The sequence below is a fragment of the Lysobacter dokdonensis DS-58 genome, from assembly GCF_000770795.1.
Lineage (GTDB): Bacteria > Pseudomonadota > Gammaproteobacteria > Xanthomonadales > Xanthomonadaceae > Noviluteimonas > Noviluteimonas dokdonensis.
In genome coordinates this window covers 90,322-113,504 of the sequence record NZ_JRKJ01000007.1, presented here as the reverse complement: position 1 = coordinate 113,504, position 23,183 = coordinate 90,322, and the positions used below count along the sequence as shown (strand labels likewise).

Genomic DNA, 23,183 nt, shown 5'->3' with positions numbered 1-23,183 from the left:
CGGCGGCTGGTCCGTCGGCGGGACCGGCGGCATGGGCGGCGTCGGCGGCGTCACCGGAGAAGGAGGTGTCGGAGGCATCGGCGGCATCGGCTGCGTCTGCGGGTCCGTCGGCGTGGGCGCGGTCGTGGTTTGCGCGAACGCCGGCACGGCCGCGAGCGCGGCGAGCAGGCCGATCGATAACGTCGTCTTGCGGGTCATTTGCATGGGCACTCCCTGCGGGGACGAGGGGACCGTAGGAGCGACGGGATCAAACGCCCGTCAATTCACGCGACCGCCGGTCGCGGCCGTTCAGTTACGCGCCATCGCGAAGACCGTGATCTCTTCCCGGTCGTGGTAGAGCTGCTTGGCGCGCACGCGCATCGGCCGTTGGCTCTGCTGTTCGAACAACGCCAGGCATTCGCGCGTCTCGTCCCAGCGCTTCTTCATCGGCAGCTTGAGGTTGAACACCGCGTGCTTGCACCAGCCTTCGCGGAACCACTGCGCCATGCGCGCGGCGACGCGCTTGGGCGACTCGACCATGTCGCACACCATCCAGTCGAGCGGCCGGGGCGGTTGCCACTGGAACCCGTCGGCGCGCAGATGTTCGACCAGGCCCGTGTCGAGCACGTGTTGCCGGATCGGCCCGTTGTCGATCGCGGTGACGCGCACGCCGTGGCGCGTCAGCACCCACGTCCAGCCGCCCGGCGCCGCGCCGAGATCCGCGGCGCGCATGCCCGATTGCAGCCAGCGTGCGCGCTCGTCGGGTTCGAGCAGGACGAGGAAGGCCTCGTCGAGCTTCAATGCCGAACGCGACGGCGCATCCGGCGGCGTGCGCAGGCGCGGGATGCCCGACGGCCACGGCGATGCATCGCGCGGATGGCCGACCGCGAGCAGCGCGTGATCGCCGGTCAGGAAGCACACATGCAGGCGCGGCAACTTGTCGTCGGCCTGTGGCGTCAACAATCCCGCCTTGCGCAACGCAGGACGCAAGGCATTGCCGAAGCTGCGCGCCAGGCCCGCGAGCGGCCGCGCTTCATCGGAATCGGGGTGTTCGACGATCAGATCGCCGAATGCCGCGCGTTCGAACAACGCCGCCAGGATCGGCGTGATGCGGTCCTTCGCCTCGAGATCGCGCAGGTCGGCGAGCAAGCGTAGTTTCTGCCGGGCGAAGATCAGCTCGCGCAGCGGCAACTGTTGCGCGAGCGCGTGGCCCTGCGTGCTGAAGAACTGCACGAATCCGGTGTTGCGTTCCGCGCGCGCCCAGCCCGCGTCGCCGGCGTGCGCCGCGCGCTCGCCGAGTTCGGCCGCGAGCTCGGGCTCGAACCCGGGGCGGCAGTAGCACAGCAATCCGTTGGTGCGTTCGGCTTCCACGCTCAGTAGAACGCGCCGCCGGTTTCGCCGTAGCGGCGCAGCACGTCGCAGGCGGCGTCGCGATGCAAGTCGCGCGTGACGGCGATGCCGCGGCGTTCGAGTTCGCCGATCCAGTCGTTCGGCAACGGGCCTTCGTCGAATTCGGTCAGGCGCATCACGTCTTCGGAGCGGGCGCCGATCAGCAAAGCATCGATGCCCGCCCAGAACGTCGCGCCGTAGCATTGGCAGCACGGTTGCGCGGAGGTGGCGAGCACCATCGGGCCGGCGCCTTCGCCCGGCGCGGATTCGTTGAGGCGCATGCGTTGCAGACGCTGCTGCGCGAGCATGTACGCCATCATTTCCGCGTGCGCGACCGAGCACGAATGCGGCACGACGCGATTGACGCCGACGGCGATGACGCGGTCGTCGGGCCCGAACACGGCCGCGCCGAACGGCCCGCCCGTCTGCGCATCGATGTTGCGCGCGGACAGGTCGATGGCCAGCGCGACCTTGTCGGCGTCGCTGGCGTACGTGCGCGAGGTGTCGACCGCCTCGTGCACCCAGGCCGGCAGCGTGAGGTGAAGTTGGGCGTAGAGCATCAGCGCACCGAGGAGGCCGGCGCGGGATCGATCACCGGATCCACCGCCTCGCGCCTGGCGAGGCAGGCGTTGCGCGCGCATCGGCATTCGGCCTCGATGCACTGCGGCTTCGCGTTGCAATCGGCATCGACCTGGCAGCTGTTGTCGTAACGCTGCGGCTGGTTCGGGCCGCCGGTGCGGCGGATCGACACCGGGTGTTGCGTCGTCGACGCCGTCACCGGCGCCTGCGACTGATCCTGCGACGCCGGCGCGGCGCAGGCCGCGAGCGCCAGACACGCAACGACCGCCATCATCCGCAGGAGGTTCATGCCTTCCCCGTCCATGTATCGCGCAGCGTCACGCTGCGGTTGAAGACCGGCGCGTCGCTGCGATGGTCGCGGCGATCGGCCACGAAATACCCGATGCGTTCGAACTGATAACTCTGCTCCGGCGTCGCCAGCGCGGCGGCCGGTTCGACGTACGCACGCACGACGGTGCGCGATTCGGGATTCAGGTGATCGCGATAGGTCTTGCCGTCGGTGTCGTCGTCGGGATCGGGGACGTTGAACAGGCGGTCGTACAAACGTACTTCGGCGGGCACCGCGTGTTTTGCGCTGACCCAATGGATCGTGCCTTTCACCTTGCGGTCGGCGCCGGCCATGCCGGGGCGCGATTCCGGATCGAGCCAACCGCGCAGCTCGACGACCTCGCCATCGGCGTCCTTGATCACTTCATCCACGCGCGCGATGCCGGCGCCGCGCAAGCGGATCTCGCCGCCGGGCACCAGGCGCTTCCAGCCCTTCGGCGGGACCTCGGCGAAGTCGTCGCGTTCGATCCACAGCTCGCGCGAGAACGGGATCTCGCGTTCGCCCTGCGATTCGTCCTTGGGATGGTTCGCGAAGCGCAACGTTTCTTCGTGGCCCTCGGGCAGGTTGCCCAGCACGAACTTCAGCGGCGCGAGCACCGCCATGCGGCGCTGCGCGTGCGCGTCGAGGTCTTCGCGCAGCGTGTTCTCCAGCACGGAGAAGTCGATCAGCGAGTTCTGCTTCGACAGGCCCAGGCGCGAGACGAACAACTTCAGCGCCGAGGGCGTGTAACCGCGGCGGCGGATGCCCTGCAGGCTCGGCATGCGCGGGTCGTCCCAGCTGTCGACGAGGCCGTCCTGCACGAGCGCCATGAGCTTGCGCTTGCTCATGACGGTGTAGTTGATGTTCAGGCGCGAGAATTCGATCTGGCGCGGCTTGCTCGCTTCGAACGGCAAGCCCTTGCCCGTCAGCGGCGCGACGAGTTCCGGATGGCGCGCGAGGTCCACCTTGTCCACGCACCAGTCGTAGAGCGGGCGGTGGTCTTCGAATTCCAGCGTGCACAGCGAATGCGTGATGCCTTCGACCGCGTCGCTCAGCGAGTGCGCATAGTCGTACATCGGGTAGATCGGCCAATCGTTGCCGGTCTGGTGGTGTTCGGCGTGCTTGATGCGGTACAGCGCGGGGTCGCGCAGGTTGATGTTGCCCGACGCCATGTCGATCTTCGCGCGCAGCGTGCGCGTGCCGTCGGGGAACTCGCCGGCGCGCATGCGGCGGAAGAGGTCGAGGTTTTCATCGACGCCCCGGTCGCGGAAGGGCGAGTTGCGGCCCGGCTCGGTGAGGTTGCCGCGGTATTCGCGCACCTGTTCGGCCGTGAGGTCGCAGACGAATGCGTCGCCCTGCCGGATCAGCTTTTCGGCGGACAGGTACAGCACTTCGAAATAATCGGAGGCGTGGCGCAGGTCGTGCCAGTCGAAGCCGAGCCACCGCACGTCGTCCTTGATGGCCTCGACGTACACCGGGTCTTCCTTCACGGGGTTGGTGTCGTCCAGGCGCAGGTTGCACCAGCCGCCGAATTCGGCCGCGATGCCGAAATCGGTCCAGATGGCGCGGGCGTGGCCGATGTGCAGGAATCCGTTCGGCTCCGGCGGGAAGCGGGTCTTGATGGCCGCATGGCGGCCACTGGCGAGGTCCTCGCGGACGATCTGCCGGATGAAATCGGTGGGGCGCGGGGTCTCGGCGGCTTCGGCGGCCGTGGGGGCGGGGGCGGTCGACACGTTGGGTTCTGGGGTCCGGGCCCGACGGGCGGGCGTACTGTGACGGGCTGCGAGTTTAGCCGACGGCCTGTCTGCGCATCGGTTTACGTTGGATGGCATGAAAGTTGCGACACAGTTCTCGAACCGGGAGTGACCCCGTATGCGGGTTGTCTACGAAGCGGAGCATGTCATCGACGCCCACCTGGTGCGCCATGCACTGGAGGCGGCGGGGTTGCCTGCGTTCGTTCGCGGCGAGGCGTTGCTCGGCGGCCTCGGGGAACTGGGGATCTTCGGACTGGTGCAGGTCTGCGTGCCGGAGGCCGCCTGGCCCGAGGCGCGCGCGGTCGTCGAGGGCCTCGCCCTGTCGGCCGACCCGGATGCGGCGCCGGAGGCGCCACCCTTGCCCACCTCGGGATTGCTCGCCTGAACGCCCGGCCGGCCATCGGGGGGAGGTCGGCAGGGGCATCCGCCTTCGGGCCGGCGCGCGCCGCCCTGTTGTGCGCCGGCGCATGGGTGCTGGCGTGGTGCTGCGTGACCTTCGCCAACGACGCCGGCGCCGTCGCGCATCGGCCGTCGGCGCCGCGCGTCGCGGAAGGCAACTTGGTCCACGTGCCGCCCTCGGCGACGCCGGTCCGGATTCCCCTGCACCTGGCGCGTGACAACGCCGAGATCGACCGGTTGTGGGTGCAGCGCGTCATGGTCGACGAGGTGTGGCTCGAACACGGGACGTGGCGCTCGCCGAAACAATCGTTCTTCCGGCCCGAGGAAGACATCCCGTCCTTCCCCACCGGCTTCGCGTTCGAGCTGCCGCGAGGCGTGGAAGACGTCGACCTGATGATTTCGACGCAGGCGCCCGTGAACGTGCGCCCCACGTCGCAGACCGCCTCGGGCGTGGCCGAATTGCAGCAGCGCGGCGGCGCGCTCGCTGGCGCCAACTACGCGAGCCTCGCGGTGCTCGCGTTCATGGCGCTGTCGTTGTTCGCCGCGGTGCGCGACCGCATCTACCTTGCGTTGCTGGCGTTGTCGGCGAGTGCGTTCGCGTGGTTCGTCGCCTCCAACGGGCATCTGTACGGATGGACCGGCGTGCGGTGGTTCGCGCTGTGGGGTGCGCAGGGCGTGTGGGCGCTGCAACTGCTGCATTGCGCGGCGGCGACGTGGCTCGCGCAGCGGTACGCGGAACTCGAACTCGCATCGCCCAGGCTCGATCGCGTCGGCAATGTCCTGCGCTACGTGGCGCTCGGGCTGGCCGCGATCGCGCTGCTGCGCCTGGATGCGCTGGCGTGGCCGATGGCGTGGGGCGCGGCATTGGTCGGCGGTGCGACGTTGGTGTTCACCATCGCCACCGCCATCGTGGCCGTGCGCAACCGGGTCTGGAACAGTTTGTCGGTGCTGACCGTGGTGCTGCTCGTCGCCGGCGCGTTCGCGTTGCGCGCGTTCGCGCCGTTCGGCATCCACGGCTTCTGGGTGCGCTACGGACCGCAGCTCGCGCTGACGATCTGCGTATTGCTCGTCGCGGTCGGCATGATCGGCCGCATCGCGCATGTGCGCGACGAGCGCGACCGCGAACGCCTCGCGCGTGGCGACAGCGAGCGCCGCCTCGAACGCGAAGCGGCGCGCGTCGAACTCGTGCAGCAACTCCAGCGCCGCTTGCGCGAACTGCCTGCCGGTGACCTGGAATGGGCCGCCTTCCGCAGCGTGTTCGAACGCCTGCTGCCCTTGCTGCGGCTGGAATCGGCGGCGCTGGTCGCATACGGCTTCCACGGCTTCGATCTGCTGCTGGCCGAACCGATCTCGAGCAAGCCGCACTACACCGACCTGCTCGCCGCGCGCATGGGCATGATGAAAGGCCTGGCGCGCACGCAGGCGCCGGTGCAGTTGCAACTGGGCAACGGCGAGTCGGTGCACCTCCTGCATGGCGTGGTGCCGCTGCCGATCCGCGCCCCGGCATGGGGCGTCCTGCTCCTGCAGCGCAGCGATGGGTCGAGCTTCACCGACGAAGAACTCGCGCTCGCCAGCGACTTCGGGCGCCTGGCGGTGCAGCACGCGGACGAGGCGGCGGCGGCGCTGAGCCTGCGCCGCTCGGCGGAACTCGATGCGCTGACCGGCACGTTCAACCGGCGCACGATCGACCTGTGGCTCTCGCGCTGTTTTTCCGACGCGCATCGCGAGGAGCAATTGCTGTCGGTGCTGTTCGTCGACATCGACCACTTCAAGTCGATCAACGACACGCACGGCCATGCGGCGGGCGATGCGGTGTTGCGGCAGGTCTCCGAAGTGTTGCGGAAGGAATTGCAGCCGACCGACCTGCTGGGCCGCTACGGCGGCGAGGAGTTCGTCATCGTGCTGCCGGGCCGCAACGGCGACGATGCGCGCCAGCTCGGCGAACGGATCCGCTCGGCGATCGAACTGGTGCGCCTGGACTACGAAGGCAAGCCGATCCGCATCACGGTGAGCGTGGGCGTGGCCACGCGCCTGCCGCGCGAAAGCGAACCGGCCGCCGCCGTCGCGCGCGCCGACCAGGCGTTGTATGCCGCCAAGCGTGGCGGACGGAACCGGGTGAACGTGGCGCCGGCGGTGTTCTCCTAGCTAGGATGGGCGTCTGTCCGCGTTCGGCCCCCCTTCGATGCTTACCCTCGTCATCGGCAACAAGAACTACTCCTCCTGGTCCCTGCGTCCCTTCCTCGTGCTGCGCACCTTCGGCGTGGCGTTCGATGAAGTGCGCATCCTGCTCGACACGCCGCACTTCCAGCAGGACGTGGGCAAGTGGGCGCCGAACCTGCGCGTGCCCGCATTGCACGACGACGGCCTGGTGATCTGGGACTCGCTCGCGATCTGCGAATACGCCAACGAGCAGTACCTCGATGGGCGCGGCTGGCCGGCGGAGACGGCGGCCCGCGCGCAGGCGCGTTCGGCCGCCGCGGAGATGCATTCGGGCTTCACGGCGCTGCGCAAGCAATGCCCGATGAACATGCGCCGCACGCCCGACAACTATCGGCCGGATGCGGAAGCGCAGCGCGACATCGACCGCATCCAGGCGATCTGGCGCGAACTGAAGCAAACACACGGGCAGGGCGGTGACTTCCTGTGCGGCGCGTTCTCGATCGTCGATGCGATGTACGCGCCGGTGGTCTCGCGCTTCCTGTCGTACGGCGTGGAAATGGACGACACCGCACGTGCGTTCGCCGATGCCATCCAGTCGCTGCCGGCGTGGCAGGAGTGGCGCGACGCCGGGTTCGCCGAAATCGAATATCTCCCCGACACCGAAAAGTTCCGCGCATGAGCAGCGCCGCCGCGCGCGGCCCGCTGGCAACGATGCTGCTCGGCGCAGTGCTGATCAGCACCTCGGCGGTATTCGTGCGGTGGGTCGACATGGGGCCGACGGCGTCTGCCTTCTGGCGCATGGCGCTGGCAGCAGGAATGTTGTTGCCGGTACTCGCGGTCGCCATCCGGCGCGGCGTGTCCACGTTCACGCCCACGCCGCGCGTGCTCGGCCTGGTCGCCATCGCCGCGGTGTTCTTCGCGCTCGATCTGTGGATGTGGCACCGGAGCATCCTGTTCGTCGGCGTGGGCATGGCGACGCTGCTGGGGAACTTCCAGGTGTTCGTGCTCGCCGGGTACGGTGCGCTGTTGCTCGGCGAACATGGGGGTTGGCGGCTGTGGGCCGGCTTGTCGCTCGCGGTCGCGGGCCTGGCGCTGATGCTCGTGCCGGGGTGGTCGCATTTCGACGCCCGCTTCCATGTCGGCGTGTGGTTCGGCCTCGGCACCGCCGCGGCTTACGCCGGCTTCCTGATCGCGTTCCGAAAGGCGCAGGGCACGCGCGAAGGCGCGTCGAACGAATCGCTGTTGTGGTGGATGTGCGTGTTCACCGCCGTGTTGCTGCTGCCGATGGCGCTTGCCGGCGGCGAAGCATTGCCGCCGAAAAGCCACGCGGACTGGGGGTCTCTGCTCGCCTATGCGCTCATCGCGCAGGTGTGCGGGTGGCTCGTGATCGGCAAGGCGATGCCGAAGTTGACCGCCGGCGTGCTGGGCCTGTGCCTGTTGCTGCAACCGCTGATGGCGTATGTCTGGGATGCGCTGCTGTTCGGCACGCGGCTCGATGCGCTGGGCATGATCGGGCTTGCGCTTTCGCTTGCGGGCATCTTCCTGGGATTGACGCGCGGTGCGGGCAACCGCGCCGCCGACGCGTGACTCACTCGCGCGAAATCGAACACACGTAGACGACTTCGCAGGCGCCGCTGCCGCTGTCCTCGCGCGTGAGCGAGCTGCGCCAGCGCCAGCCATCGGGGGCGTCGGCTTCGACCAGCCAGCCGTCGATGCGCACGTTGTCGCCGGCGCGCACCTGCGCGAGCGCACGCGCCGCGTTGCCGTCGGCGGGAATCATGTGCATGTTCGCGCTGGAGCGGACGATCTCGCGCACGGGAATCGGCGGGTCGCCGCGCCAACGATAGTGGTACCAGCGGTTCGACTGATCGATCGACAGGTGGTCGAGCACCGCGTCGTCGCGCATGCGGCCCCAGCCGAGCGCGAGATCGGTGGGAGAGAGATCGGATTCGCGGCCGAGTGCGTAGTCCTCGCGCGACAGCACGCGCGCATCGACGCTGAACCCCGCGAGCGGCCGCAGGCGTGCCGGTTGCAGGGGGATGGCGCCGAACCCGTCGGGCACCGGGCTTTGCAACGGTGCTTCCCCCGCGATGACGCGCGGCGGCGGCGGGCACGACACCGTCGCACCGGCGACGGCAGCCGGCGCATCGGGCGTGCGATGCCACCACCAGAAGGCGATGGCGGCGATGACCACGAGGACCGGCCCACTTGCGGAGGCTCATGCGCGTTTGCCTTTCGCCTCCGGGCGTTTGGCGGGCGGCGGGGGAGCGAGCTCGGACGTCGGCGTGAACAGTTCCGGCGGCAGCGTGCAGAAGACTTGCGCAAGGCGTTCGAGGAACGCGCCCATCGCCGAACTCTTGCGCCACACCATCGCGATCCTGCGGCTCGGGTTCGTGTCGCGGAACGGAATCAGGTGGATGTCCATCGACCGTGCGACCGGCGGCTTCACCGCGAGCGTGGGCAACAAGGTCACGCCGACATTCGCGGCGACCATCTGGCGCAGCGTTTCCAGGCTCGTCGCCTGGAAATCGCGCATCTCGCCGGCCCCCGCGAGCTGGCACACGTCCAATGCCTGGTCGCGCAGGCAATGACCGTCTTCGAGCAGGAGCAGGCGTTCGTCGGCCAGGTCGGCCAGCGCCAGTTGCTTGCGCTTCGCGAGGTGGTGGGTTTCCGGCACCGCGAGCAGGAAGGGTTCCTCGAACAGGAATTGCACGTGCAGTTGATCGTCGTGCACCGGCAGCGCGAGCAGGCCCGCGTCGAGTTTGCCTTCGCGCAGGCGCGAGAGGATCACGTCGCTCTTTTCCTCCACGAGCAGTAGTTCGAGCTTCGGGAACTGCGCGCGGATGCGCGGCACGACATGCGGCAACAAGTAAGGCCCCAGCGTCGGGAACAAGCCGAGGCGCACGGTCCCCGCTTCGGGGTCGCGGCTGCGGCGCGCGGCTTCGCGCATCTGTTCGACTTCCGCGACGATGCGGCGCGCGCGGTCGGCGATGTCGCGGCCGGCGGGCGTGAGCATCACCTTGCGCGGGGCGCGTTCGACCAGCGCCACGCCGAGTTCTTCCTCCAGCTTGCGGATCTGCGTCGACAACGTCGGCTGGCTGACGAAGCTGGCCTCGGCCGCGCGGCCGAAGTGCTTGTGGTCGGCGAGAGCCACCAGGTAGCGCAGATCGCGGAGGTTCATGACCGATAGCCTATACCTATCGTCTGCATCGTAACAATCGACTTGCCGTATCGGGCGACGAACGGCAAACTGCCTGTTCTTCGCCGGGGGTCCGCACCCGGCGACCCCAATCTCCCCTCTTTCCCCTGTGCACTTTAGGAGCACTCCCGCATGTTGACCGTCGGCGACAAGTTCCCCCAGTTCAACCTCAAGGCCACCGTCTCGAACGACCTGAACAACGCGTTCGTGGACATCGACAACAACACGTACAAGGGCAAGTGGCTGGTCGTGTTCTTCTACCCGAAGGACTTCACCTTCGTGTGCCCGACGGAAATCACCGGTTTCGCCAAGCTCGACCAGGCCTTCAAGGACCGTGACGCGCAGCTGCTGACCGGGTCGACCGACAGCGAGTTCGTGCACCACGCCTGGCGCACGCACCACAAGGACCTCAACAGCCTGCCCTTCCCGATGCTGGCCGACATCAAGCGCGAGCTGACCTCGGCGCTGGGCATCCTGGGTTCCGACGGCGTTGCGCAGCGCGCGACGTTCATCGTCGACCCGAACGGCGAGATCCAGTTCGTCTACGTGACCGCCGGTTCCGTCGGCCGCAACCCGGAAGAAGTGCTGCGCGTGCTCGACGCGCTGCAGACCGACGAGCTGTGCCCGTGCAACTGGAAGCAGGGCGACGACACCCTCAAGGTCGCCTGATCCGCGCGTGATGTAAGACCGCCTCCCCCTCGAAGCGGGACCCACCGTGGCCGGGCGACCCCCGGCCACGGTTTTATCCGGAGCACTGAAAAATGAATTTGCAGGAATTGCGCAACACGCTTCCCGACTACGCGAAGGATCTCAAGCTCAACCTCGACTCGGTGCTGAGCGAAACCGGCGCCGCGGGCCTCGACGCCAAGCGCATCCGCGTCATCGCGCTGGCCTGCGCGATCGCCGCGCGCCACCGCCCGCTCGTGTCGGCCATCGAAGCCTTCGCCGCCGAACAGCTCTCGCCGGAAGAATTGAACGGTGCCCGCGCCGCGGCCGCGATCATGGCGATGAACAACATCTATTACCGCGCCACGCACCTGATCCACAACGACGAGTACGGCACGATGCGCGCCGGCCTGCGCATGAACGTCATGGCCAGCCCGGGCGTCGACAAGATGACCTTCGAACTCGCCTCGCTCGCGGTGTCGGCCATCAACGGCTGCGGCGCCTGCCTGGATTCGCACGAACGCACGCTGCGCATGCACGATATCAGCGCGCAGGGCGTGCAAAGCGCGCTGAAGATCGCGGCGGTGCTGCACGCGGTGGCGGTCACGTTGGAACAAAGCGCGGATTGATCCAATCATGGTCGGAGCTTTCGGCGGAAACCGGTGAAAGCTCTCCGACGTTAAGCGCGTCATTCCTCCGCTCATGGGTCGAACGGATTTGTAACGTCCGTTGGCCGCCGCAATCGCGGCCAAACACAGACCGGAGAGACCCATGACACGCACGATGCTGCGCGACGCCATTTGTCGCGCCCTATTCGCGGGCGCGACATTCGCCGTCGTCCTGCCGCTCCACGCGCAGGACGCCCCTGCTGCCGCAGACGCCGAAGGCACCCCCGCGCCCGCCACCCTCCAGACCGTCACCGTCACCGGTTCGCGCATCGCGCGTGCGGTGGACGTGGAAACCGTCCAGCCCGTCCAGGTCATCTCGCGCGTCGAGATGCAGCGCATGGGCCTGCAGTCCGTCGCCGACATCCTGCAGTCGTCGACCGCCATCGGTTCGCCCGCCATCAGTCGTGCCGACGCGCTGTCGAGCGGCGAGAACGTCGGCGGGTCCTACATTTCGATGCGCGACCTCGGCCCGCAGCGCACGCTGATCCTGCTCGACGGCCAGCGCCTCGGCACCACGACGAGCGGCTACTCCGACGTTTCGCAGATCCCGACCGCCGTCGTCGAACGCATCGAGATCCTGAAGGACGGCGCCTCGTCGATCTACGGCTCCGACGCGATCGCCGGCGTCGTCAACATCATCACGCGTCGCCGGTTCGACGGTGGCGAAGCCAATGTCTACCTCGGCGAATACGACGTGGGCGACGGGCGCAAGCAGTCCTACGACGCAACCTTCGGGTTGACCAACGACCGTGGCTGGATCACCGCGGGCGTCGCGCACGCGGTGGAAGACCCGGTGTGGGCGAAGGACCGCGCGTTCACCGCCGACGGCACCAACAGCGCCGTCTCCGAGAAGGGCGTGCTGCGCATTGGCCGCACCAATCCGTCGACGTGGCTGACGTATGCCAGCGGCGACCCGCGCGACCTGGCGAGCTACCGTCCGTACACCTCCGCCGACTATGCCGAGCCCAACGCGCAGATGTCGTTGATGACGGGCATGGAACGCACCTCGGTGTTCGCCAACGCGGGCGTCGACCTCAACGAACACCTCACCCTCGTCGTCGATGCGCTCTACAACCACCGCGACACGATGCAGCAGATCGCCGGTTATCCGTGGCAATCCTCCGGCAGCAACCTGTTGTCGGGCCAGAGCTGGTTCAACCCGACCGGCAACGACGTGCATTACTTCCGCCGCACGTGGGAAGTGCCGCGCGTGACCGACAGCAAGGCCACCACGCAGCGTTACGGCGTCAAGCTCGAAGGCCGCTTCGACGCGGGTGGCATGCCGTGGACGTACGACACCGGCTTCTTCCAGAACACCTTCCGCACCGTGAAGGACAGTACCGGCAACCTCCTGATTCCCGCCGTGCAGCGCGCGACGGGCGCCTCGTGGTTCAACCCGGCGACCAATCGCGTGGAATGCGGCACCGCGGCTGCGCCGATCATGTACGGCGCGAACTACGGCGCCGGCCAGTGCATCCCGTGGAATCCGCTCGCGCCGTACGGCAGCGGCGTGGTGGGTTCGCTCGCCGATCCGGCGCTGCAGTCCTACCTGATGCCCATCGGCCACGACGTCGGCGAAACGGAAACGACCTCGCTGTTCGCCAACGTCGCCGGCGTCCTCGCGGAACTGCCCGCAGGCGACCTCGGTCTGGCCGTCGGTTACGAACACCGCCGCGAACGCGGCAACTTCTCGCCCGACGCGCTGCGCCAGACCGGTCTGTCGACCAACCTCGGCTCGGGCAACAGCGGTGGCGCGTACCACCTCGACGAGCTCTACGCCGAAGCGAACATCCCGCTGCTCGCCGACAAGCCCTACGCGCAGGTCCTCGCGGTCAACCTGTCGTCGCGCTATTCGAACTACAGCTCGTTCGGCGCGACCACCAACAGCAAGGTTGGCATGGAATGGAAGCCGATCGCCGACCTGATGGTGCGCGGTACCTGGGGCGAAGGCTTCCGCGCGCCGACGATCAACGACCTGTACGGGCCGCAGAACCAGAGCTTCGTCTTCTATACCGACCCATGCGATTCGCGGTACGGAGCGGCGCGCGGCACGCCGGCGTGCGACGCCGCGGTGCCGCCGGGTTACCAGCAGATCGCGCAGGGCGGCATTCCAGCCGCCGGTCCGAACTCGCAGTCGAACATGCCTTTCCTGTCGGGCTCCAATCCGGATCTGCAGCCGGAAGAGTCGGAAACGGCGACCATCGGGTTCGTGTACAGCCCGAGCGAAGTCGAGGGTCTCAACGTCAGCCTGGATTGGTGGCGGGTGAGCATCGACAACGCGATCGTGGCCGACAGCGCGACTGCGATCCTCAACGATTGCTACGTCCGCAACGTGTCGAGCAGCTGCGCGCGCTTCACCCGCGATGCGGTGACGGGCGAAGTCACAAGCCTGAGCTACGCGGTCGACAACATCGCGGCATTCGAAACCGCGGGCTACGACTTCGGCGTTCGGTACCGCTTCCCGGAGCAGTCGTGGGGCGTGGTGGGCCTCGCGTGGGACACGACCTACGTGGACTACTACCAGGCCAAGGTCAGCAGCGATGCGCAGGTGGCCACGCAGTACACCGGGTGGGCAGGCAACTTCCGCGTGCGCTCGAACCTCAACACCGACTGGTCGTTGGGCAACCACGGCGTGCGCTGGGGCCTGCGCTACTACTCGGCGTTGTACGAAGACTGCACGTCCAACGGGTGCAGCGATCCCGACTTCGCCGCGCCGTACACCAACGGCAAGGTCGTCGGCCGCAATCGCGTGGGTTCCAACACGTTCAACGACATGCAGTACCGCTGGTCGACGCCGTGGGAGTCCACCGTGTCGGTCGGTGCCAACAACGTCTTCGACAAGGTCGGCCCCACGATGTACAGCCAGCCCAACAGCAGCTTCAACTACTACGGCGGCTTCGACATCGGGCGCTTCCTGTACCTGCAGTACCAGCAGAAGTTCTGATCCCCATGGCGTGAACGCATCCCCGGCCCTCTCCCGTTCATGCGGGGGAGGGCAGGGCGCGCGGTGACGTGAGTCGCGGTCTCTAGGACTTTCGTCATGGGTTCTTCCGGCACGGCCGACGTACTCTCGGCGGATTCGTCCCTGGAGTTCCCCTGCATGACCATGCTTCGCCGCAGTCTCCTCGCCACCGCGCTGGTCGCCTCGCTCGGCCTCGCGCATGCCGCCGACAACACCGACGTCCCGAAGGGCCCCCTGCCGCGCACCGTGGTGCCGTCGCTGGTGTCGCTGGAACTCAAGCTCGATCCGAAGCAGGCCCACTTCACCGGCACCACGCGCATCGAAGCGCAGGTGTCCGAGGCGACCGATTCGTTCTGGATGCACGGCCGCGACCTCAAGATCTCGAAGGCAGAAGCGATCGTCGGCAAGAAGCGCATCGCGCTGACCGCGACCCCCGCCGATGTCTCCGGCGTGCTGAAGGTCCAGGCCGCCAGCAAGATTCCCGCCGGCAAGGTGGTGATCGAAATCGCGTACGAAGCCCCGTTCGGCGAACTGCAGGGCGCGTACCGCGTCAAGCCGGACGGCAACGATTACGTCGTGACGCAGATGGAACCGATCGGCGCGCGCAACACGTTCCCGTCGTTCGACGAGCCCGCGTTCAAGCAGCCCTGGGACATCACGCTGATCGTTCCGGAGAACGACGTCGCGGTGGCCAACAGCGCCGAAGCGAAAACCGAAACGCTGCCGGGCGGCTGGAAGAAGGTCACCTTCAACCGCACCGAAGCGTTGCCGAGTTACCTCATCGCATTCGCCGTCGGCCCCTGGGATGTGCCGGCCGGCCCGGACATCGGCCCGAACGGCACGCGCACCACGCCGATCAAGCTGCGCGGCGTCGCGGCCAAGGGGCAGGGCGGCCGCATGCAGTACTCGCTGGCCAACACCCCGCCGATCGTCAAGGCGCTCGAGGATTACTTCGGCACGCCGTATCCGTTCGACAAGCTCGACAACGTCGCCGCCCCCGACTTCTGGGCCGGTGCGATGGAGAACGCGGGCCTGATCGTCTATCGCGACAGCCTGATGTTCCCCGACGAGAAGTCCTCGGTGGCGCAGCGCCAGTCGTTCTGGGGCGTCAGCGCGCACGAACTCGCGCACCAGTGGTTCGGCGACCTGGTCACGATGCGTTGGTGGGACGACCTGTGGCTCAACGAAGCCTTCGCCACGTGGATGGGCAACAAGATCCACGGCCAGTTGCGCCCCGAAGCCCACACCGACCGCGGCCTGCTCGAAGGCGCCATCGGTGCGATGGGCGCCGACAGCCTTTCCAGCACGCGTCGCGTGCATGAGCCGATCAACGACTTCACGCAGATCCAGTCGGCGTTCGACGGCATCACCTACCAGAAGGGCGGCGCGGTGCTCGGCATGTTCGAGCGCTACATCGGCGAGGACCAGTTCCGCACCGGCATCCGCAACTATCTGCACGACCACGCGCGCGGCAACGCGACGAGCGCCGACCTGATCGCCTCGGTGGCGAAGCAGAGCGACGATCCGGCGGCGGTGGACGCGGCGTTCAAGAGCTTCATCGACCAGCCGGGCGTCCCGTTCGTCACCGTCGCGGTCGAGTGCGGTGCCGGCAAGCCCGCGCTCGTCGTGACGCAGAAGCGTTATCTCCCGCTCGGCTCGTCGGCCAATGCGAACATCACGTGGGGCATCCCGCTCAGCGTGCGCTATGCGGACAACGGCACGATCCGCGAACAGAAGGGCATCGTCACGGGCCAGTCCGCGCGCGTCGAACTCACGCAGGCCACGTCGTGCCCGCAGTGGGTGATGCCGAACGCGCACGGCGCCGGTTACTACCGTTTCGCGCTGGAGCCGAAGTTCCAGAAGGCGTTGTCGGATTCCTTCGCCAAGCTCGACGAACGCGAACAGCGCGTTTACGCCGATTCGATCACCGCCGCCTACGGCGCGGGCCACATCGGTCCGAAGGAGCTGCTGGCCGCGCTGCCGCAGTTCACGACCGCGCAGGTGCGCCAGACGGTGACCGCCGGCATGAGCGCCATCGGCTGGATGGACGAGCAGCTGCTGACCTCCGATGCCGAGCGCACCGCGTTCCGCGCGAAGGCCGCCGACATCTATCGCCCGCGCCTCAACGCGCTGGGCCTGATGCCGAAGGACGGCGAGTCCGACGACGACCGCCTGTTGCGCGCCTCGCTGGTGAACTGGTTCGCGCTGACGGCGAAGGACCCGCAGGTCCGCGCCGAAATGGGCAAGCAGGGCCGCGCGGTGCTGGGCCTGGGCGGCGACGGCCAGTTGCACGCCGACGCGGTGCCGAAGGACCTGCGCGCCGTCGCGCTCGACGTCGCGGTGCAGGAGGGCGGCAGCGAAGCGTTCGACGCGGCCGAGAAGCACTTCCGCGCGAGCCAGGACCCGACGATCCGTTCGCAGATGCTCTCCGCGATGGGCTCGACGGAAGACGCCAAGCTCACCGAACGTGCGCGGGCTCTCGTCTTCGAAAAGGGCCTGCTGCGTCGGAACGAGATCTTCCCGATCGTCGGCGGCCAGACCGACAGCGAGAAGACCCGTCCGGCGCTGCGCCAGTGGGTCGATGCGCACTTCAGCGAGCTCGAGGCGCGCCTGGCGCCGGCGGGCGCGGCACTGGTCGGCCTGTATTCGGCCGGCATGTGCAGCGAGGCCGAGGCGGCGGATGTCGAATCGCGTTTCGCCGACCGCATGAAGTCGATCGAAGGTGGCCCGCTGGAGCTCAAGCAGACCGCCGAAGCGATCCGCCTGTGCTCGGCGCAGAAGACCGCGCGCAAGGGCATGCCGCTGGCCTTCGTGGCACCGAAGAAGAAGTAAGACCGGCACGTCGCGGCCCGGGGCGCATCGCAGTACGATGCGCCCCATGGCCGATCCTTCCCCCGTTCGCGTCGACGCCTTGCTTGCGCAGGCGCGCACGAAAGTCGACCACGCCGACGCCGAATGGCTCCTCGCCTTCGTGCTCGGCAAGTCGCGCAGTTGGTTGTACGCGCGTGGCGACGACGAAGTCGCCGCCGACAACGCGCAACGATACGAAGCCTTGCTCGCGCGGCGCATCGCCGGCGAACCGCTCGCCTACCTCACCGGCCGCAAGGGTTTCTGGCGTTTCGAACTCCAGGTCACGCCCGACACGCTCGTTCCGCGCCCGGAAACCGAACTCCTCGTCGAACTCGCGCTCGCGCACCTCTCGCGCGACGAGACGATCCGCGTCGCCGATCTCGGCACGGGCAGCGGGGCGATCGCGCTGGCCATCGCCTATGAACGCCCCCGCGCGGAGGTCGTCGCCGTCGACGACAGCGCCGCCGCACTCGAGGTCGCGCAGGCGAATGCGCGCGCGCTGCGCCTGACCAACGTCGAATTCCGCAACGGCCACTGGTGCGAACCGCTGGGTGAGGCGCTGTACGACACCATCGCGAGCAATCCGCCTTACATCGCGCTCGGCGACCTGCACCTGGAGGCGTTGCGCTACGAACCGGCGTCCGCGTTGTCGTCGGGCTCCGACGGGCTCGATGCGATCCGCGAAATCGTGCGCACTGCGCCCACGCATCTCAAGCCCGGCGGTGCGTTGCTCATCGAGCATGGCCGCGACCAGGGCGCGGCCGTGCGCGCGTTGTTTGCCGACGCGGGCTTCATCGACATCGACACGGGCGTCGACATGGAACGCCGCGAACGCGTGACCTCCGGCGTCAAGCCGGGCGGACCGTCGCTGGGATAGACTTTCCGTCCCACGTCGCGGCTCGGAGGCCGACCATGTTGCGCGAGCTCTATCCCGACCTCCAGCCCTTCGACACCGGCACGCTCAAGCTCGACGCGCGCCACACCATGTATTACGAACAGTGCGGCAATCCCGACGGCAAGCCCGTCGTGATCCTGCACGGCGGCCCGGGCGGCGGCGTCAGCGACCGCATGCGCCGCTTCCACGATCCGGCCAAGTACCGCATCGTGTTGTTCGACCAGCGCGGCAGCGGGCGTTCGACGCCGCACGCGGACCTTGTCGACAACACCACGTGGCACCTGGTCGCAGACATCGAAACGCTGCGCGGCAAGCTCGGCATCGCGCGCTGGCAGGTCTTCGGCGGTTCGTGGGGCTCGACGCTCGCGCTCGCGTATGCGCAGAAGCACCCGGAGCGCGTGACCGAACTCGTGCTGCGCGGCATCTTCATGCTGCGGCGCTGGGAGCTGGAGTGGTTCTACCAGGAAGGCGCTTCGCGCTTGTTCCCCGACGTGTGGGAGCACTACCTCGCGCCGATTCCGCCGGTCGAACGCCACGACATGATGAGCGCCTACCATCGCCGCCTCACGAGCGAGGATCCGGAAACGCGCATCGCCGCCGCGCGCGCATGGAGCGTGTGGGAAGGCGCGACGAGCTTCCTGCGCACGGACCCGGATTTCATCAGCGGGCATGACGAAGCGGAGTTCGCGCTCGCCTTTGCGCGCATCGAGAACCACTACTTCGTCAACGGCGGCTTCTTCGAAGTCGAGGATCAGTTGCTGCGCGATGCGCACCGCATCGCGTCGATCCCGGGTGTCATCGTGCACGGCCGGTACGACGTGGTCTGCCCGATCGCGAATGCGTGGGAGCTCAAGCGTGCGTGGCCGGGGTCGGAGCTGGTGATCACGCCGACGTCGGGGCACTCGGCGTTCGAACCGGAAAACATGGACGCGCTGGTGCGCGCGACGGACAAGTTCGCCGGCTAACGCAACGAGCCGTCGGGGTTGCGTTCCAGCATCCACAGCCCGGCCCACAGCTTCAGATCGAGCTCGTACCCTTCGGCCTGCTTGCGCATCAACCACGCCGCCGCCTGCGCGCGCTGCACCGCGTGCACGGTGATGTCTTCTCCGTCGACGCCGCCGCCTGCACCCGTACGCACCAGCCCCTCCGCGCGCACGAACGCGATGCGCTCGTTGCTCATGCCCGCCGACGTGGGGCCGACCAGCAGCACTTCGACATGCGCAGGCCGCCAACCGGTTTCTTCCTCCAGTTCGCGCGTCGCCGCCGCTTCGAGCGTGTCGTTGTCGGACTGATCGCCGACCAGGCCTGCGGGCATCTCGATCGTCTTCGACCCGAGCGGCACGCGGTATTGCTCGACGAAGAGCACCTCGTCGTCCGGCGTGGCCGCGACGATGATCACCGCCATGCCCTTGCCGTGCGTGCGCTCGCACGATTCCCAATGCCCGCGCTTCACCAGCCGCAGCCATTGGCCTTCGAACAGGAGCGTCTTGTCGTCGTCGGATGCGGGGCGGTCCATGCCCCCGATCCTAGCCCGCGACAGTGACGGCCGTCTGCACGCCGGAGGCCTGTTGCAAGCGACGGCGCGTGAGCGGGCCGAAGCGGAGCGCATCGCACAGGCCCACCAGCGCAGCGCCGTCGGCCTGGCCGCGATGGAATGCGTCGTGCGACAGCGGTGCATCGAGCGCGATGGTCGTCAGGCGACGCCACAACAACGCCTGTTCCTTGTGCGCCTTCAGTTTCGCCGCGACCTGCGCCGCGCCGCGAATGCGCAGGAACGTCACTTCGTCCACGCGTGCGAGCAACGTATCGAGGTCGCCGAAATGCGCGAGCAGGATCGCCGCGGTCTTCGGCCCCACGCCCGGTACGCCGGGAATGTTGTCCACCGCGTCGCCGGTCAACGCCAGGTAGTCCGCGATCTGGTGCGCTTCGACGCCGTGGCGATCCTTGACCCCCGCCATCGTCCAGCGCTGGTTGCGTGCGTAGTCCCATTGCTCGTCCATGCCGGTGAGCAACTGCGAGAGATCCTTGTCGGCGGAGACGATCACGCCGCGATGGCCGTGCGCGCGCGCGGCATGCAACGCGCTGCCGATCAGGTCGTCGGCCTCGTAATCCGCGTGCGCGAGCACGGCCAGGCCCAGCGCCACGCACAAGGCCTTGCAATGCACGAACTGGCGGCGCAATTCCTCCGGCGCCGATTCGCGGTTCGCCTTGTAGGCCGGGTACAGCGCGTTGCGGAAACAGGAATCGAGCGCTTCGTCGAACGCGACGACGATGTGGCGCGGCCGCTCGCGTTCCAGCAGCTCCAACAGGAAGCGCGCGAAACCGTGGACGGCGTTGGTCGGCCAGCCTTCGTGGTCGTGGAATTCATTCGGCATCGAATGCCACGCACGGAACACGTACATGCTCGCGTCGACGAGGTAGAGCGGGGCTGACGGTGGCTGCGTGGCGGCCGGTGCGTTCATGCGGGGCTCCAGTCGGTGAGCAGCGATTGCGGGTCGGGGCGGTCGCGTTCGGGCGCTTCGAGTTTCGGCGTGCCGATGTGGAGGAAGCCCGAGATGCGTTCGTCTTCCGCCAGGCCCAGCACGCCGGCGATTTCCGGATCGTACGCCGGCCAGCCCGTCAGCCACTGCGCGCCGAAGCCGCAGGCCTGCGCGGCCTGCAACAGCGCGAAGCACACGCAGGCCGCGGTGCTGAAGCGCTCGGATTCGGGAATCTTTTCGTCGAATCCTTGTTTGGCGACCACCACAAGCACCAGCGGCGCATGCGCGAACCGGTTGCGGTCCTTTTCGATCGCGCCGTCGCCGGCCTGCGGGTCGCGAACCCGCGTGCGCGCGACCAGGCGCTCGCCGAGCGCGTGGCGGGCCTGCCCGGCGATGCGGATGAACCGGAAGGGCACGCGCTTGCCGTGGTCGGGCACCCGGACCGCGGCCGCGAGGATGCGCGCCAGGGTGGCCGGATCGGGCCCGGGTTCGCCCAATTGCTTGGCCGGCACCGACCGCCGCGCGTTCAGGAAATGCAGTTCGTCGGACGAATCGGGGTCAACTGGGGACATGGGTCACAGAACCGGAATTTCGAAGATGAGTTGACACAACGCGACACTATGCTGCCCCTCAGTGTCGCATTTGGTCACTTGGTGACGCGACACAAACCGGGGAGCGCGTGGACATGTCGGGACAGGCAATGGATCTGGGCACCAGGGAACGGGCCAACCCGACGGGCGTCCTCGAAGAGATGAAGCGCCTGGCCGTCGAGCAGCTGGGCGGCGTGCCCAGCGCATTGTACGCGCCGGTGGCCGAGGCCCTCGACGATGCCGCGCGCCGCGCCGGGCTGATTCAGATTCGCCGCGGCGACCACATCGCACTGCTCAACCTGCGCCAGCGCAACGCCGGTTACGTCATGCGCTATCGGCAGTTGATCGCGCAGGGCTTCGAGGATTTCCGCGCGCTGCCCAACCGCTCGCGCAACGGGCAACCGCTCGGCCTGGTCGAAGACCGCCACCTCGGTTTCCATTACGCGGGACAGAAGCTCGCCGAATCCATCGGCCAGCGCTACGTGCGGCAGCTGGAGATGCTCGACCAGCGCCTGGAAACGCTGGCGAGGGACCTGGGCGCGAACTCCTCCTCCAACCCGATCGGCGCCACGCGCCTGGCCGGTGCGTTCCTCGCGACCTTCCACGACGCCGACCTGCCGGAAACGCTGCGCCCGTTGCTGTTTCGCCAGTACGAACACGAGCTCTCCCGCGTGCTGGGCGATCTCTACGGCCGCATCAACACGTTGCTCGCAGCCGCCGGTTACGGCCTGAGCCAGACCGCATCGCCTGCCGCGCAAGCCGCCGATGGCGCCACGGTGGCCCCGGCCGCCGCGCATGCCCGTCCTGAATCCCCCGATGTCGACGCGATGGAACGCTTCGGAGAACTGCGCGCCATGTTGCATGCCTGGAGAGATGGGTCGTCCGAGTCCGCCCCCGCGGGCGCCGCTGCCACAGGGGGTCCGCGCCGCGAATTGCGCTCGGCCGAAGTGATCAGCGTGACCTCGCTGCTGCAGCGCGATGGCATCGAGCCGTACGCACGCGCGCTCGCAGGCGCCGGTTCGCTCGCCGATGCGATCCGCAACCAGCTCAGCGAAGGCGCGCGGCGGCTGGGCCTCGACCCGGACCAGACCCGCATTGGCGCGCACGAGAACGACGCGATCGACCTGGTCGGCCTGTTGTTCGAATCGCTCTTCCAGACCCACGCGATGCTCGACCGCGCGCGCCGCGTGTACGCGCGCCTGGTGTTGCCGTACGTGAAGGTCGCCCTCAGCGACGACGGCCTGTTCCTGCGCCGCGACCACCCCGCGCGCCGCCTGTTCGACACGATCACCGAGGCCTGCGAAGGCAACGACGGCGCCACGCCGCAGGACCGCGAGCTGCTCGAACGCGCGGCCGGCATCGCGCAGCGCATCGTCGCCGACTACAACGAAGATATCGAGATCTTCGCGCTCGCCAGCGCGGAACTCGAAGCGCTGCTCGACCAGCAGCGCAAGCGCGTGGACCTGCTTGAAAAGCGCGCCGCCGAAGCCGTGCACGGCAAGGAGCGCCTGCTGCAGGCGCGCCTGCAGGCGGGCGCCGCGCTCAACCAGCGCCTGCGCACGCCGCTGACCGAAGCGGTCGCCGAATTCCTCGTCGAACACTGGCAGCACCACCTGTTGCAGACGCTGCTGCGCGAAGGCCGCGAGTCGCCGAAACACGCCGACGTCCTCGCGCTCGCCGATGCGCTCATCGTCGTCGACACTCTCGCGGCGCAGGCGCGCGGCGGCGTGGTCGCCGATCGCCTGATCGCACTGCAGCCGGCCATCGTCGAATGCCTCGTGGCCTGCGGCCATGATGAGCACGGTGCGAACGACTGGCTCGCCGGCGTCGTACGCGCGCTCGCGCAACCCGACCTTCCTCGCATGGTGCGCAACCTGCCGCCGCCGGTCGTCGCGGACGACGATTCGGAGCAGGGCGCGTTGCGCGTGGTCGGCGGCCATGCCGGCCTCGACTTCGATCCGGACGTCGCGCAGCGCATGCGACTGCTCGCCCCGGGCGAGTGGCTGCGCCTGCTCGACCAGCAGGGCGAACACGTCGCGGCCAAGGTCGCGTGGACCAGCCCGCTCAGCGGTCGCTTCCTGCTCGTGAACCGCCGCGGCGCACGCGTGCTCGTCGCTTCGGCCGAACAACTCGCCGCGCTGGTGGCCGAAGGGCGCCTGGTCGCGGGCACCGAGCAGGCGCCGTTCGACGAAGCCATGCGCCAGATGCGCGCGCGCCTGAACCGGGCCGTCGGGCAGAACTGATCCCGCGCAAGGCCGTTGCGTCGCGCTAGGATGCGTCGAACGCACCCGACAGGCGAGGCGGAT

General features: G+C 68.2%; 21 protein-coding genes. 11 read left to right on the top strand and 10 right to left on the bottom strand.

The genetic code is table 11. The annotated features are described in order from the left end of the window. From LF41_RS16945 to LF41_RS07150, 5 genes are all read right to left on the bottom strand, one after another. Positions 1–204 (bottom strand): hypothetical protein (locus LF41_RS16945; RefSeq protein WP_202594024.1); only part of this gene is annotated, 204 nt, incomplete at its 3' end. 84 nt (positions 205–288) lie between these two features. Further along, positions 289–1,350, bottom strand: a complete 1,062-nt coding sequence (gene rlmM, locus LF41_RS07165) for a 23S rRNA (cytidine(2498)-2'-O)-methyltransferase RlmM (RefSeq protein ID WP_036167909.1) — start codon at positions 1,348–1,350, stop codon at positions 289–291. A 2-nt stretch (positions 1,351–1,352) separates the two neighbouring features. Beyond that, a complete protein-coding gene (locus LF41_RS07160) occupies positions 1,353–1,928 on the bottom strand; it encodes a nucleoside deaminase (RefSeq protein ID WP_036167906.1) in 576 nt (191 codons plus the stop codon). Then, complete coding sequence (locus LF41_RS07155; RefSeq protein ID WP_152599925.1) at positions 1,928–2,236, bottom strand: hypothetical protein; 309 nt, start codon at positions 2,234–2,236, stop codon at positions 1,928–1,930. Before LF41_RS07155 ends, LF41_RS07160 begins: the two co-directional genes overlap by 1 nt. Continuing rightward, positions 2,233–3,987, bottom strand: coding sequence for a glutamine--tRNA ligase/YqeY domain fusion protein (locus tag LF41_RS07150; RefSeq protein WP_036167900.1), 1,755 nt, complete (start codon positions 3,985–3,987; stop codon positions 2,233–2,235). Before LF41_RS07150 ends, LF41_RS07155 begins: the two co-directional genes overlap by 4 nt. 139 nt (positions 3,988–4,126) lie before the next feature. Here LF41_RS07150 and LF41_RS07145 point away from each other — a divergent pair, with 139 nt between their 5' ends. The 4 genes from LF41_RS07145 to LF41_RS07130 all read left to right on the top strand — a co-directional run bounded on the left by LF41_RS07145 (position 4,127) and on the right by LF41_RS07130 (position 8,154). Then, positions 4,127–4,393, top strand: coding sequence for a putative signal transducing protein (locus LF41_RS07145; RefSeq protein ID WP_036167898.1), 267 nt, complete (start codon positions 4,127–4,129; stop codon positions 4,391–4,393). A 104-nt stretch (positions 4,394–4,497) separates the two neighbouring features. Continuing rightward, on the top strand, positions 4,498–6,552 hold the full coding sequence (locus LF41_RS16095; protein ID WP_152599924.1) for a sensor domain-containing diguanylate cyclase: 2,055 nt from the start codon (positions 4,498–4,500) through the stop codon (positions 6,550–6,552). 37 nt (positions 6,553–6,589) lie between these two features. Continuing rightward, complete coding sequence (locus tag LF41_RS07135; protein WP_036167895.1) at positions 6,590–7,246, top strand: glutathione S-transferase family protein; 657 nt, start codon at positions 6,590–6,592, stop codon at positions 7,244–7,246. Further along, on the top strand, positions 7,243–8,154 hold the full coding sequence (locus LF41_RS07130; RefSeq protein WP_036167892.1) for a DMT family transporter: 912 nt from the start codon (positions 7,243–7,245) through the stop codon (positions 8,152–8,154). Before LF41_RS07135 ends, LF41_RS07130 begins: the two co-directional genes overlap by 4 nt. A 1-nt stretch (position 8,155) precedes the next feature. On the opposite strand, the gene LF41_RS07125 is transcribed toward LF41_RS07130, so the two are convergent. Then, a complete protein-coding gene (locus tag LF41_RS07125; protein WP_152599923.1) occupies positions 8,156–8,761 on the bottom strand; it encodes a hypothetical protein in 606 nt (201 codons plus the stop codon). Positions 8,762–8,785: 24 nt separating this feature from the next. Next, entirely contained in the window at positions 8,786–9,748 is a 963-nt protein-coding gene (gene oxyR, locus LF41_RS07120; RefSeq protein ID WP_036167888.1) for a DNA-binding transcriptional regulator OxyR, read from the bottom strand. Positions 9,749–9,898: 150 nt separating this feature from the next. On the opposite strand from oxyR, the gene LF41_RS07115 reads away from it, so the two are divergent. The 6 genes from LF41_RS07115 to pip all read left to right on the top strand — a co-directional run bounded on the left by LF41_RS07115 (position 9,899) and on the right by pip (position 18,772). After that, positions 9,899–10,435 (top strand): peroxiredoxin, encoded by a 537-nt coding sequence (locus LF41_RS07115; protein ID WP_036167884.1) that lies wholly within the window; start codon positions 9,899–9,901, stop codon positions 10,433–10,435. A gap of 92 nt (positions 10,436–10,527) precedes the next feature. After that, entirely contained in the window at positions 10,528–11,061 is a 534-nt protein-coding gene (gene ahpD / locus LF41_RS07110; RefSeq protein WP_036167880.1) for an alkylhydroperoxidase, AhpD family, read from the top strand. 142 nt (positions 11,062–11,203) lie between these two features. Beyond that, a complete protein-coding gene (locus LF41_RS07105; RefSeq protein WP_152599922.1) occupies positions 11,204–14,044 on the top strand; it encodes a TonB-dependent receptor domain-containing protein in 2,841 nt (946 codons plus the stop codon). A gap of 156 nt (positions 14,045–14,200) precedes the next feature. Further along, the gene (locus LF41_RS07100; RefSeq protein ID WP_036167877.1) at positions 14,201–16,894 is read left to right on the top strand and encodes a M1 family metallopeptidase; all 2,694 of its coding nucleotides are present in this window, start codon (positions 14,201–14,203) and stop codon (positions 16,892–16,894) included. A gap of 46 nt (positions 16,895–16,940) precedes the next feature. Continuing rightward, positions 16,941–17,789: a peptide chain release factor N(5)-glutamine methyltransferase gene (prmC, locus tag LF41_RS07095; RefSeq protein ID WP_036167874.1), complete on the top strand. Its 849-nt coding sequence runs from the start codon at positions 16,941–16,943 to the stop codon at positions 17,787–17,789. Between the two features lie 38 nt (positions 17,790–17,827). Next, complete coding sequence (gene pip / locus LF41_RS07090; protein WP_036167958.1) at positions 17,828–18,772, top strand: prolyl aminopeptidase; 945 nt, start codon at positions 17,828–17,830, stop codon at positions 18,770–18,772. Here the strand turns inward: pip and LF41_RS07085 are convergent. From LF41_RS07085 to LF41_RS07075, 3 genes are read right to left on the bottom strand one after another with little or no spacing between them, the layout of a single operon-like run. After that, positions 18,769–19,323, bottom strand: coding sequence for an NUDIX hydrolase (locus LF41_RS07085; protein WP_036167871.1), 555 nt, complete (start codon positions 19,321–19,323; stop codon positions 18,769–18,771). The two genes, pip and LF41_RS07085, sit on opposite strands and share 4 nt — an antisense overlap. Before the next feature lie 10 nt (positions 19,324–19,333). Beyond that, complete coding sequence (locus LF41_RS07080; protein WP_036167868.1) at positions 19,334–20,269, bottom strand: 5'-3' exonuclease; 936 nt, start codon at positions 20,267–20,269, stop codon at positions 19,334–19,336. Next, complete coding sequence (locus LF41_RS07075) at positions 20,266–20,859, bottom strand: nitroreductase family protein (RefSeq protein ID WP_036167865.1); 594 nt, start codon at positions 20,857–20,859, stop codon at positions 20,266–20,268. The genes LF41_RS07080 and LF41_RS07075 overlap by 4 nt, the downstream gene beginning before the upstream one ends. A 113-nt stretch (positions 20,860–20,972) precedes the next feature. Here LF41_RS07075 and LF41_RS07070 point away from each other — a divergent pair, with 113 nt between their 5' ends. Further along, positions 20,973–23,120 carry a DUF1631 family protein gene (locus LF41_RS07070; protein WP_152599921.1) on the top strand — a complete coding sequence of 716 codons (2,148 nt, stop codon included), beginning with the start codon at positions 20,973–20,975 and terminating at the stop codon, positions 23,118–23,120. Positions 23,121–23,183 lie beyond the last annotated feature (63 nt).